We start from the raw sequence: 12,488 nt of genomic DNA, 5'->3' as shown, positions 1-12,488 counted from the left end.
GCCCGGACCCGGGGCACCCGGCGGCCGCTACGGGGTCCCCGCCGCCCGCAGCACGCTCGACAGGAGCCCGGGGAAGCGCCGCTCCAGGTCGTCGCGGCGCAGCGTCAGGGTGTACTCCCGGCCCATGGCCTCCTGCCGGATGAGCCCGCCCTCCCGCAGCACCCGCCAGTGGTGGGTGAGGGTGGACTTGGGGACGCCTTCCAGGAGGCTTCCGCACGGCGTCGGGCCGGCCTCGGCGAGGGTGCGCACGACCTTGAGGCGCGTCGGGTTGCTCAGGGCGGTGAGGACGTCCTCGAGTCGGATCTCTTCGGCTTTCGGGTGACGGAGTGCCATGGCAGCCATAGTACGAACATACGCGGATCGTGGCCCGGCCCGCCTTGCGATCGGCGCATCTACGATGGTACGAGTATGTACGTAGCAAGGCTCCGGCGGGCCCCATCCGTCCGGGTGCGGTGAATCCCCCGGCCGACACCCGGCGACCGGGGTGGGTGCGGGCGACAACCGCCCGCACCCACCCCCTCCGGCATGGACCGCCCAGGTCACGAAGGTGAGGAAAGCGCAGTGAACCAACCCTCAGCCGCCTCCGCGGACGAGCCGGTCACCCACGACGTGGTGATCGTGGGAGGCGGCCCCGTCGGGATGCTGCTCGCCCACGAGCTGGCCCTCCAGGGCGTGCCGCCCCTGGTCGTCGAGAAGCTCCCGGTGCCCTCCGGGGTGTCGAAGGCCGGGACCCTGCACGCCCGCACCGTGGAGAGCCTGCACCGCCGGGGGTTACGCGAGGCCGTGCAGCCCCGTCCCGCTCGCGGCGGCCGGGACAGCGTCCCCTTCCACTTCGCCGGGATGTTCGACATCGACCTCGCGGAGGTGAGCGGCGAGGGCCCCGTCATCGTCGGCAGCCCGCAGGCGTACGCCGAGCAGGTCTTCGCCGACCGGGCCCTGGCCCTCGGCGCGAGGATCGTGCGCGGCCAGGAGTGCACCGGCGTCCGGGACGAGGGGGACCGCGTCCGCGTGGACCTGCTGGGCACGGACGGGACGCGGTCGCACGTCACCGCGCGCTGGGTGGTCGGCTGCGACGGGGTGCGCAGCGCCGTGCGCCGGACCGCCGGAATCCCCTTCACCGGGACCCCCGCCACCGTCTCGGCCCTGATGGGCGAGGTGCGCCTGCTCGACCCCTGGAGCGCCCCCGCCGGCTGGCAGCGCACCCCGCGCGGCTGGACCCTGATCTGGCTGAACCCCGCCGGGCACAGCCGGGTGTGCACCTACGACTTCCGCGGACCGGCCCGGGACCGCCGGGCACCGGTGACCTTCGAGGAGCTCCAGGGCGAGATGGACCGCATCGCGGGCCGGCCCGTGCCGATGGCGGACCCCCACGACCTCACCCGGTTCAGCGACGCCGCCCTCCAGGCCGAGCGCTACCGGGCCGGCCGGGTGCTGGTGGCCGGGGACGCGGCCCACGCCCACTTCCCGATGGGCGGCCAGGGGCTCAACACCGGCCTCCAGGACGCCCTGAACCTCGGCTGGAAGCTCGCCGCCGAGATCAGGGGATGGGCCCCGGCCGGGCTGCTGGACAGCTACGACGGCGAGCGGCGCCCGGTGGCGGCCCGGGTCCTGTACAACGTGCGGGCCCAGGTGGCGCTGATGAACCCCGAGGTGCTCACCGACTCCCTGCGCGGGCTGTTCCGCGAGATGATGCATCTGCCGCAGGTGAACGACCTGCTCACCGGCATGATCAGCGGCACCGCCATCCGCTACGACGTCCACGCCCCCGGTGACCCGCTCGCCGGCTCCTTCGCGCCGGACGCCCGGCTCAAGACCGCCCGGGGCCTGACGAGCCTCGCCGCCCTGCTGCACGACGGGCGCCCCGTGCTGGTCCACACCGCCGCGGCGGCGCACTGGGCCCGGGTGGCCGAGCCCTGGTCGGACCGGCTCTCGATCGTCGAGGCGGTACCGGAGCCGGCCTCCGCCCTGGCGGCCCCGGCGCTCCTGGTCCGCCCCGACGGCTATGTGCTCTGGAGCGCGCGCGAGGACGGCGCCACCCCGGATCTCGCCGGGGTGGCCACCGCGTGGCTGGGCGCTCCGGCCTGACGCGGCCGGGAGCCTCAGACCGGTTCCGCGGGCGCGGGTCCGAGGGTCCGGATCACCAGGTCGATCGTGGTGGTCAGCCGCTCGACGTCGTGGCCCGCGCGCTCCCGCACCCGCAGGCCGAGCACCGTGGTGAACAGCAGTTCCACGGTGTCGTCGATGTCGAGCCCGGCGGCCAGCTCACCGCGGTCCCGGCCCAGCTCCAGCGCCGAACGCAGGGCCTGCCGGGTGACCTCGAAGGCCGCCTCGGTCCGGCGGCGGACCTTCTCGTCGGTGGTGCCCAGCTCCGTGGCCGTGTTGACCACGAAGCAGCCGCGGCCGGACTTGCCGTCGGCCGGACAGGTGACCAGCCAGAGCATCCACTCCCGCAGCGCCTCCTGGACGGTCCGGTCCGTCGCGTCGAGCCGCTTGCGCGCCTCGGCGGACTCGGTGGCCCGGTAGTGGTCGAGGGCGCGCAGGAACAGCGTGTGCTTGTCCGTGAACGTGCGGTACAGGCTGCTGGGCGTGAGCTTCAGCTCGTCGCCCAGATCGCGGACCGAGGTCGCGTGGTACCCGCGTCGCCAGAACAGCTCGGTCGCCGAGGTGACCGCGTTCTTCTCGTCGAATTGTCGGGGGCGTCCCATGTATTCACCTTACCCAACTTGTGGAGCGAGCGCTCCCATACTACTCTTCTCTTACGGGAGCGATCGCTCCCGAATGGTGAAGGAGGCCCCGTTGACGACCGCAGAACAGACCCCCGCCCTGACGAAGGAGCCCGAGGTCCCGGAGAAGAGCCGCTGGCTGGCGGTCTCGGCGGTGGCGTTGGGCACCTTCCTGCTGGTGACCGCGGAGCAGTTGCCGATCGGCCTGCTGACCTCCGTGGGATCGGCGCTGTCGGTCTCCGAGGGCACGGCGGGCCTGATGGTGACGGTGCCCAGCATCGTCGCGGCCTTCGCCGCCCCCCTGGTGCCGATGCTCGTGGGATCGCTGGACCGGCGCGTCCTGCTGATCGCCCTGATGACCCTGATGACCGTCTCCAACCTGGCCACGGCGCTGGCGCCGAACTTCGGCATCCTGGTCGCCTCCCGCGTCGTCGTCGGCATCGCGATCGGCGGCTTCTGGGCGGTCGCCAGCGGTCTGGCCATCCGGCTCGCCGCGCCCGCCGACGTGCCCCGCGCCACGGCGGTGATCTTCGGCGGCGTCGGCGCCGCCAACGTGTTCGGCGTCCCGCTCGGCACCCTGCTCGGTGACTTCACCGGCTGGCGCATCGCCTTCACCTCGCTGAGCGTCCTGGCCCTGATCACCCTCGTCGCCCTGCTCGTGGTGCTGCCGAAGCTGGTGGCCGCGCAGATCATCCGGCCGAAGCTGCTGATGGAGCAGTTCCGCAACCCGGGCGTGCGGGTCGGCATCATCGCCACGGTGCTCATCGTCTTCGGCCACTTCGCCGCCTACACCTTCGTCAGCCCGGCGCTGCAGAAGCTCTCCGGGATCGACGAGAGCTACGTCGGACCGCTGCTGTTCGGCTTCGGCGTGGCCGGCCTGATCGGCAACTTCGCCGCCGGCTCCGCCCTCTCCCGCCAGGTCTTCCGGACCGTGCTGATCATCTCCGTGGCCCTCGGCATCGCGATGCCGCTCTTCCTCCTGCTGGGCCAGAACAAGGTCGGCGGCGCCATCCTGCTGATCATCTGGGGCCTCTCCTACGGTGGTGTCTCGGTCGGCCTCCAGACCTGGATGATCAAGTCCGCCCCGAAGGCGGTCGAAGCGGCCTCCTCGCTCTGGGTGGCGGTGTTCAACCTCTCCATCGGCCTCGGTGCCCTGGTCGGCGGCTTCATCGTCGACACGCTCAGCCTCAACGGGGTCCTCTGGCTCGGCGGCGCCTGCGCCCTCCTCGCCGCCCTGACCATCTGGACCGCCCGCGGCAACCAGGCCTTCCGCTGACCGGCCCCCTCACCAGGGCCACCCGAGGCGCCCCGCACCACGGCGCCGACCGGCGTGCCGTCGCCCCACCGGCGACGGCACGCCGTTCGCGTGTCCGGGACACCTCCCGGCCGCCCCCGCACCGGCTCCGCCCCCGCCCCTGCGCCCGCCCGCTCAGGTGCCACGCGCGCCCGCGTCCGCCCGCACCGGCCCCGCGGCGCTGTCGGCGGGGGATGGGAGGATGCCGGGGCCGGGGAAAGGGGCGGGGTGTGGGGCGTGCGGAACGGGAGGTGCTCGCACGGGCGGCGCGGCTCGCGGACGCCGCGCGGGGCCTGACGGAGGACCACGGCAGGGCCGTCGGCGCCGTGCGCGACGCCTGGGCGCCGATCCGGGACGCGGCGGTGGAGCGGGAGTTGCGCACCCTCCCCGTGGAGCGGCTCCAGGACGTGACCGAGGGCCGGCTGCGGGTCGGGCCCGTCGAACAGAGCGGCCTGGACACCGTCGGCGCCGTGCTCGCGGCCGGGCCCCACAGGCTGCGGCAGATCCCCGGCATCGGACGGCAGACCGCCGACCAGATCCTCGCCGCCGCCCGGCGGCTCTCCGACGCCGTGGTCGACGCGGTCGCCGTCCCCATCGACGTGGACCGGCCGACCCCCCGCACCACGGCCCTCGTCGCCGCCCTGCACGTCCTGGTCGAGGCGGGTCCCGAGGCCCGGCGGGCGGTGACGGCGGCCGAGGCCCTCACGGCGCGCCTCGGCCCCCCGCTGGCCGACGCCGGACCGGCCGCCGGGCGGCTGCGCATGCTGGTCGCGGGCAAGGAGGGACGGGCCCGCGCGACGGCCGCGGTCACCGGGCTCCGCGCGCTCCTGGAGGAGGCGGAGGGGGCCGGGCTGCCCCCGCTTCTCGCCCAGACCTCGGTGGACCTGCTGCGCCCCGCGGACGAACTCGCCGCCTGGACCGGCTTCGAGCTCCGCTCCGCCGAGTACCACGGACTGCTCGCGGAGGTCTCCGGGCTGCTGCCCGACGCCGCCGCCGCGGAGGGCTTCCTGCCCGAGGAGGTCGCCGAACGGGTGCGCGGCCAGCGCCTGGACGACATCCACCGCAGGGTCTCGCTCCGCGGCTACCAGGCGTTCGGCGCCCGGTTCGCGCTGGCCCAGCGCAAGGTGATCCTCGGCGACGAGATGGGCCTCGGCAAGACCGTCCAGGCCATCGCGGTCCTCGCCCACCTGGCCGCCGAGGGGAAGGGCCGCTTCATGGTGGTCTGCCCGGCGAGCGTGCTCGTCAACTGGACCCGCGAGATCGAGACCCGCAGCTTCCTGCCCGTCTCCGTGCTGCACGGCCCCGAGCGGTGGAGAGCCTTCGCGGACTGGCGGACCCGCGGCGGCGTCGCCGTCACCACCTACGAGGCGCTGCGCGGCTTCCCGGCCCCGGAGGACGACGCGGAGGGGACCGACCTGCTCGTGGTCGACGAGGCGCACGCCGTGAAGAACCCCGGGGCCCAGCGGTCGCGGGCGGTCGCGAACTGGACCCGGCACAGCGAGCGCGCCCTCTTCATGACGGGCACACCGATGGAGAACCGGGTCGCCGAGTTCCGCAACCTGGTCGCCATGCTCGATCCCGGGATCGCGGACTCCCTCGCCGAGCGGAGCACCCTGGTCGACTCGGCCGCCTTCCGCCGGGCCGTCGCCCCCGTCTATCTGCGGCGCAACCAGAAGGACGTCCTGACCGAACTGCCGAGCCTCCAGCACACCGACGAGTGGGAGGAGCTGAGCACGTCGGACGGCGCGGCCTACCGCGAGGCGGTGCGCGAGGGGAACTTCATGGCGATGCGCCGGGCCGCCTACGCCCGCCCCGAGCGGTCGGCCAAGCTGGAGCGGCTGCGCGAGATCGTCCGGGAGGCCGGGGAGAACGGGCGCAAGACGGTGGTCTTCTCCTACTTCCGGGACGTGCTCGACACGGTGGGCGGGGCGCTCGCGGCCGAACCCTCCGGCGCTCCGCCGCTGTTCGGGCCCCTGTCCGGGAGCCTTCCGGCCGGGCGGCGGCAGTCCCTCGTCGACGACTTCACCGCGGTCCGGGGCCCCGCGGTGCTCCTGGCGCAGATCCAGGCGGCTGGCGTCGGCCTCAACATGCAGGCCGCCTCCGTCGTCGTCCTGTGCGAGCCCCAGGTCAAGCCGACCCTCGAACACCAGGCGGTGGCCCGCGCGCACCGCATGGGCCAGGTCAGACCGGTGCGGGTGCACCGGCTGCTCGCCACCGGGGGAGTGGACGAGCGGCTGGTGCGGGTGCTGGAGCGCAAGACCCTCCTGTTCGACACCTACGCGCGCCGCAGCTCGGTCGCCGAGGCGACCCCGGACGCGGTGGACGTGGCGGACAGCGAACTGGCCCGGCGCATCGTGGAGGAGGAGCAGGCACGGCTGGGCGTGGCCCCCACCCCCGCCGGCCCCGCGTCCGCGCCACCGCCGGAGGCACCGGCGCACCCCGTGGCGCCGGGGGAGCCGGCGGAACCGGGTGCCGACGGCGGCCCCGTCCCGCCCCCACCGGCGGCGCCCGGTCCGGCGGCGGTGGAACCGGGGGTGCCCGAGGAGGGAGCGTCCGGTCCGGGGGCGTCCGACCCCGCGACGCGCGCCGCGGAGGCGGCGGCCGGGACGGGAGCGTCCGGGCGGGGCTCGGAGCCCGGCCCGGAAGGACCCGGTCCGTGCGGCACCGGAACGCAGCCCGTGGCCGGGACGGAGGCGCCCGCTGCGGGTACGGCACTTGAGTCGGCGGACTCCGGTCCGGAGGCCGTGGCCGGGCCGGAAACACCCGCTGCGGGTGGAGCACTTGGTCCGGTGGTGTCCGGTCCGGAGCCGGTTCCTGGCCCCGGGGCTTCCGGTCCGGAGAGGGTCCCGGGCCCGGGGGCGTCCGGTCCGGAGCCCGTGGCCGGGACGGGAGTGCCCGGTGCGCGGGCGTGCGATGCGGGAGAGGTGGTCGGATCGGGGGCGCCCGGGACGGGAGGCGTTCGGACGGAAGCCTGAGTCTCCGATGTCCCAACACCCCTGTTCCGGCAGGGGAGATGCCAGGACGCCTCCGCGGCGCCCGGGCTCGCCGTGCCCGCCGCGTGGCCGGAGGGCGGGCGCCCGTGCCGCCGGGGAGGCTGTGTCCCGGCAACCGGGCGTGGAGGACAGCGGGTCGGTGGGCAGCGGCAGGGATGCGGGACGGGTGCCGTCCGCGCCCGGACCGGGGCGCGTGCGCGCCCGCGGCGACGTACCGTTCCGGTCCCGCCCCGCCCAGGCCCTCCGGGCCACCACGCCGCTCAGCCGCCGGCCATTCGCCCCGCCCCGCCACGCCGCCCCCGGCCCGCCGGACCACCGCCCGGCGGGGCCCCGTACCCGCGCCGTCCGCGGGGTCCCGTACCCGCCCGGCCCGCCCCGCGCTTACGATGCGCCCAGTCACCGCTCGAACACCGGTGCGCCCGGAGCCGTTCCGCACCGTCCCGCACCCCGCCCGAACCAGGAGCACACCTGCCCGTGTCCACGCCGCCGCCCCCCGGACCCCACGGGCCGTACCCGCAGGGTTCCCCCGCCGCACCCTGGGGCCACCCCTACGGGCCACCGCCGCCCCCGGAGGCCCCGGTCAACGGCGTGGCCATCGCCGCGCTGGTCCTCGGCATCCTCTGCTTCCTGCCGGCGGTCGGACTGGTCCTCGGGATCATCGCGTTCCGTCAGATCCGGCGGCGGGGCGAGCGGGGCAGGGGGCTGGCCGTGGCCGGGGCGGTGCTGTCCGGCATCGGCATCGGGCTGTGGGCGATCGCGCTGGCCACCGGCGCCGCCGCCGCCTTCTGGGAGGGCTTCCGCGAGGCGGCGGACGACCGGGCCGGCACCCCCTTCACCCTGAGCAAGGGCGACTGCTACAACTCCCCGGGCGGGTCCGTGGAGGGCGAGATCGACGAGGTCGACGAGGTGCCCTGCGAAGAGCCGCACGACGCCGAGGTGGTCGGCTCCTTCCGGATACCCGGCCGGACCTACCCCGGGGACGACGGGATCGCCGAGGTCGCGGACGACCGCTGCTACCGGATCGCCGAGACGTACGCGATGGACTCCTGGGCCCTGCCCGACGAGGTGGACCTGTATTACCTGACGCCGAGCCCGCAGAGCTGGCGCCTGGGCGACCGGGAGGTCACCTGCGGGTTCGCGCGGACGGACGAGGAGCCCCTGACCGGCTCGCTGCGCGCCGACGAGAGCGTGCTCGACGAGCACCAGGTGGCCTACCTGCGGGCGGAGGCCGTGCAGTACGCGGCCCTGGACGAGATGCCCGAGGCCGACGACTTCGACGAGGACCCGGCCGCCCAGCGGGCCTGGGCGGACCGGATGGCGGACGCCCTCGCCGAGCAGTCGGAGATGCTGGGCGGGCACGACTGGCCCGCCGGGGCCGACGGACCGGTGGCCGCGCTCGTCGCGGACCTGGAGAAGGCGCGGAAGGAGTGGGGCCGGGCCGCCTCGGCCGAGGACGCCGACACGTTCTACGGGCACGAGGACAACGGCTGGCAGCTCATCGATCCCGAGGACACGGTGACGGCCCGCGAGGCCCTGGGGCTCGCCACGACCCCGCCGGACACCGGGGAGGACGGCGAGGACGCCGGGGACGGCTCCGGCATGGAGGTGTGACGGCGGCCTGAGCGGGGAGAAAGTGCCTGCGTAAAGCCACCGTCCCTCCTGGGTAATCACTTCGAGTGATTCTCTGGCCTTTGCTTGCCTCGCACAACCCTGGGTTGCGACGCTGTAGCTGTCCGTACAACCTGATGGGAGCGGCGAGTGACTTTCGGTGAGCAGCCGGCGTATCTGCGGGTCGCGGGGGATCTTCGCAAGAAGATCGTCGATGGCGCGCTGCCGCCGCACACCCGGCTGCCCTCCCAGGCGAGGATCCGCGAGGAGTACGGGGTCTCGGACACCGTCGCCCTGGAGGCGCGCAAGGTGCTGATGGCCGAGGGGCTCGTCGAGGGCCGCTCCGGCTCCGGCACCTATGTGCGCGAGCGCCCGGTTCCCCGTCGCGTCTCGCGCTCCGGGTACCGGCCGGTGGGCGGGTCCACCCCGTTCCGGCAGGAGCAGGCCGAGTCGGGCGGCCGGGGCACCTGGGAGTCGCGCAGCGAGCAGGCCGAGGCGGGCGTCACCGTGGCCGAGCGGCTCGGGGTCAAGCCGGGGGACCGGGTGATGTGCACCCGGTACGTCTTCCGGGAGGCGGGCGAGGCGATGATGCTCTCCACCTCCTGGGAGCCGCTGGACCTCACCGGGCGGACACCGGTGATGCTGCCCGAGGAGGGGCCGCTCGGCGGCATGGGCGTGGTCGAGCGGATGGCCGCCATCGAGGTCGTCGTGGACAACGTCACGGAGGAGGTCGGCGCCCGTCCCGGCCTCGCGGAGGAGCTGCACGTGCTGGGCGGGGTGCCCGGCCATGTGGTCCTGGTCGTCCAGCGCACCTTCTACGCCTCGGGGCGGCCCGTCGAGACGGCCGACGTGGTCGTCCCGGCCGACCGGTACCGGGTGGCGTACCACCTGCCCGTCCGCTGACCCCGGGGCCCCTCCGGCTCCGGCGTGTGAGATGGCGCACTCGGCCCGTGCGCCCCCCACGCGCTCGCCCGTGCCCGCCCCGGCGGCCGGGCCGCTCGCACTGCCCCGCGCGGAGCGGAGGGGCCGGTCGTCGCCGCAGGTGGCGTCCGCCGCGGTCGCGGGGTCCCGAACCCGGCGCACCGGTGCGCGGGGAGGGCGCGTTGACGATTGCGCGCCCCCCGGTGTTCTGGCTGGTTGCGTACCTCTTTGTGAAAAGCCGTATTCGCTGCGTAAAGGTTGGGCGTAGGCTCAGGCATATGCGGATTGCGGTTTCCTTAGCAGACGGAACGCGACACGCGCCGCGGACGGGACGTGGAGGGGCGCGATGAACGACGGCACGATCACTCTTCCCTGGCTGGTCCTCCGCCAGGACGACAACGGCAATCGCTACCGGGTGGGCCGGTACGCGACCAGAGCCGAGGCCCAGAAGATCGCCGACAGCCTGGCGGACCGCGGTCAGCGGCAGGACTACCTGGTCGAACGGCTCGGCCAGCCGGAGCCGGGCGCCGCGGGCTGACGGGCCCGGGCCCGGGGTCTCCGGATGTCCGGGGGCCGGCCCGGTCCGGTTCCGGCGGACCCGCCGGGTGCGGGGCACGGGGGTTCCGGGGCGCGGGCCACCGGGATTCCGGGTGCCAAGGGCTCCGGGCGCCAAGGGCTCCGGGACGCCAGGGGCTTCTGGACGCCCAGGGCTCCGGGGCGATGGATCGCCGGAGTTCCGGGGCGCCGGGCCACCCGGTCCGGAGGTGTGCCGGTCCGGCGGATCGTCGGCCCGGACGGGCCGCTCCGGCTCGCCGGGGCCATCGTGCCCGCCGGTCCGTCCGGAGCGCCGCTTTCCCGGGCTCCGCGGGGCCCGTCGGTCCGCCCGGGGTACCGGCCGACTGGTTCCGCCGGGCCGTGACGGCTCCCGTTTCGGCCGACTTCCCGGACCCCGGCTCATCGGTTCCGGGCTCGTACGGACCCCGGTCCGTCCGGATGCCCCGGGGTGACTCCCCTGCCTGCTGACGGGGCGCCGGTGGCGGGGGTGCCGGGGCGCGGGGGTGCGGAGGGTCCCGGGTCCGGTGCGGGGAGCGGTGCTTCCGGAGCCGGCGCGCGGTGCGAGTGGTCCCGGCCCGACGGGGCGCTCCTCCACCGGGCGCGTGCGGACGCCGTCCGCCGGGGCACTAGGGTCGCGCCTGACCAGGGTTCCGGAGGGCGGAGGCGGAGTGATGTCGGGCCTGATCGACACGGTGGCGTGGGTGCGGACCGAGAACGGCCGCATCCTGTGCGCCCGGCCGCGGGGCAAGGACGTCTTCTACATCCCCGGCGGCAAGCGGGAGGGCGACGAGAGCGACCTCCAGACCCTGCTGCGCGAGATCGAGGAGGAGCTGACCGTGCGCCTCGATCCGTCCACCGCCGTGCACGTCGGCACCTACGAGGCGGGGGCGCCCGGACTGCCGCCCGGCACGGTCGTGCGCATGAGCTGCTACACCGCCGAGTACGAGGGCACCCTGACGGCCAGCAGCGAGATCGAGGAGACCGCCTGGTTCTCCTACGCGGACCGCCCCCTGGTCCCGCCCGTCGACCAGCTCCTCTTCGACGACCTCAGGGCCGACGGGGAGTTGACCTGACGCGGCGCCGGAGCCGTGGTCGGAGCAAGGGCAAGGGCAAGGGCAAGGGCAAGGGCAAGGGCAAGGGCCAAGGCGGGGGCCGATGCCGGGGCCTCGGCCGGGTCCGGGCCGGGAGCCGCCCCGGGCCCCCGGGGCCGCGCTTGGGCCGATCCGGACTCCCGGAACCGGATCTGAGGCCGTGACAGGAGCGGGGCCGGGAGGGCCGCGAGGGGGCCTGGACCGGCACGGCGCCCGCGCCACCCCGGTCCGCCGCGCGGCCCCTCCGTCCCCGGCCCGGCGCCCCGGTCCCGGCGGCACCGCCGGGCGCGGGGCCCGCACCCGCCCGGCGTCCATCCTCCGCACCGCCCGCCCGGCATCCGACTCCACCCGGCGCGCGCCGAGATGAGGATGACGGGCCGCCGAGCGGTATCCCGCCCGAATATGGGGTATGGGGCCATTAACCCCACAAAATCGGACAAGGGTGGGGGGTTCGTCGGCCGGGGAGGTGAGGCGTGTGACCGGCATAGGGGACGGCTGCGCGGAGTGGGTCTTTCCCGCGGCGCCGGACGCGGTGCGGACCGCCCGCGCGTTCGTCCGCCGCCAGTTGCGCGACTGGGGTCTGGCGCCCGTGGGGGATCTGACCGTCCTGCTCGTCAGTGAGCTGGTCACCAACTCCCTGCGGCACGCCACCGGTCCCATCGGGGTGCGCCTGGTGCGTCCCTCGGGCCCGTCCGGGGTGCTGCTCGTCGAGGTCTCCGACCCGCTGCCCGAGCTGCCCCGTGAACGCGTCGCCCGCCCCGAGGACGAGGGGGGCCGGGGGCTGCTGCTGGTGGCCACCGTCTCCCGCCGCTGGGGGGCCACACCGGGCGACGCGGGCAAGACGGTCTGGTTCGAACTCGCGGCGCCGCGATGACCGTCCCGTCCGCCGGGCCCCGAACCACCCGCTCCCTGTCCGCCCGCTCCGTGGCCGCCCGGCTCCGAGCCGCCCGCCCCGGATCCGTGCGCCCTCCGGTCCTCCGCGGCCCGGCCCCGCCGTCCCCGGCCCCGCGGTCCCCGGTCCCCGGGTCCGTGCCCGCCCCGCTCCCGGGAGCCCGGTGCCCCGCGCCGCCCGCTCCCGGCCCGCTCCTTCCCGTCCCGCCCCGGGGCCGTTCCGGGTCGCCGCCGGGCGCCTTACGGGTCCGCCCGCCGCCCGGGGGTACCCGGTCCGGCGGCCCCGAGGGGTACGTGGAATGGTTCAGGCCAATGGCAGTTGTGGCGCCGTGTGATTCGACGGCGCTTCCGTTGGTTAGAAGACTGGAAGTGCTGTCGCGGTCCGGACCGGAAATCATCGGGACCGTGCTGT

At 75.3% G+C, this 12,488-nt stretch carries 9 protein-coding genes and 1 pseudogene; 8 read left to right on the top strand and 2 right to left on the bottom strand.

Annotated elements, in window-relative coordinates; all coding sequences use genetic code 11:
- Positions 1-27 precede the first annotated feature (27 nt).
- The gene (locus ACZ7LB_RS30430) at positions 28-333 is read right to left on the bottom strand and encodes an ArsR/SmtB family transcription factor (RefSeq protein ID WP_471472689.1); all 306 of its coding nucleotides are present in this window, start codon (positions 331-333) and stop codon (positions 28-30) included.
- A gap of 228 nt (positions 334-561) precedes the next feature.
- Here ACZ7LB_RS30430 and ACZ7LB_RS30425 point away from each other — a divergent pair, with 228 nt between their 5' ends.
- The gene (locus ACZ7LB_RS30425; RefSeq protein WP_471472687.1) at positions 562-2,085 is read left to right on the top strand and encodes an FAD-dependent monooxygenase; all 1,524 of its coding nucleotides are present in this window, start codon (positions 562-564) and stop codon (positions 2,083-2,085) included.
- 14 nt (positions 2,086-2,099) lie between these two features.
- Here the strand turns inward: ACZ7LB_RS30425 and ACZ7LB_RS30420 are convergent, their stop codons facing one another.
- On the bottom strand, positions 2,100-2,705 hold the full coding sequence (locus ACZ7LB_RS30420) for a TetR/AcrR family transcriptional regulator (protein ID WP_471472685.1): 606 nt from the start codon (positions 2,703-2,705) through the stop codon (positions 2,100-2,102).
- Positions 2,706-2,796: 91 nt separating this feature from the next.
- On the opposite strand from ACZ7LB_RS30420, the gene ACZ7LB_RS30415 reads away from it, so the two are divergent.
- From ACZ7LB_RS30415 to ACZ7LB_RS30385, 7 genes and pseudogenes are all read left to right on the top strand, one after another.
- Positions 2,797-3,999: an MFS transporter gene (locus ACZ7LB_RS30415; RefSeq protein ID WP_471472683.1), complete on the top strand. Its 1,203-nt coding sequence runs from the start codon at positions 2,797-2,799 to the stop codon at positions 3,997-3,999.
- Positions 4,000-4,211: 212 nt separating this feature from the next.
- A pseudogene (locus tag ACZ7LB_RS30410) lies at positions 4,212-6,419 on the top strand (DEAD/DEAH box helicase); the annotation flags it as partial.
- Positions 6,420-7,484: 1,065 nt separating this feature from the next.
- Complete coding sequence (locus ACZ7LB_RS30405) at positions 7,485-8,621, top strand: DUF4190 domain-containing protein (protein WP_471472681.1); 1,137 nt, start codon at positions 7,485-7,487, stop codon at positions 8,619-8,621.
- A 147-nt stretch (positions 8,622-8,768) separates the two neighbouring features.
- The gene (locus ACZ7LB_RS30400) at positions 8,769-9,521 is read left to right on the top strand and encodes a GntR family transcriptional regulator (RefSeq protein ID WP_471472679.1); all 753 of its coding nucleotides are present in this window, start codon (positions 8,769-8,771) and stop codon (positions 9,519-9,521) included.
- Positions 9,522-9,885: 364 nt separating this feature from the next.
- On the top strand, positions 9,886-10,077 hold the full coding sequence (locus ACZ7LB_RS30395; protein ID WP_161227325.1) for an SPOR domain-containing protein: 192 nt from the start codon (positions 9,886-9,888) through the stop codon (positions 10,075-10,077).
- A gap of 688 nt (positions 10,078-10,765) precedes the next feature.
- A complete protein-coding gene (locus ACZ7LB_RS30390; protein ID WP_471472677.1) occupies positions 10,766-11,167 on the top strand; it encodes an NUDIX hydrolase in 402 nt (133 codons plus the stop codon).
- 427 nt (positions 11,168-11,594) lie between these two features.
- Positions 11,595-12,059: an ATP-binding protein gene (locus ACZ7LB_RS30385; protein ID WP_471472675.1), complete on the top strand. Its 465-nt coding sequence runs from the start codon at positions 11,595-11,597 to the stop codon at positions 12,057-12,059.
- Positions 12,060-12,488 lie beyond the last annotated feature (429 nt).

This window comes from Streptomyces sp. NPDC107521 (genome assembly GCF_055598485.1).
The sequence above is the reverse complement of the archived record's forward strand: the minus strand, read 5'-3'. Positions and strand labels throughout refer to the sequence as shown.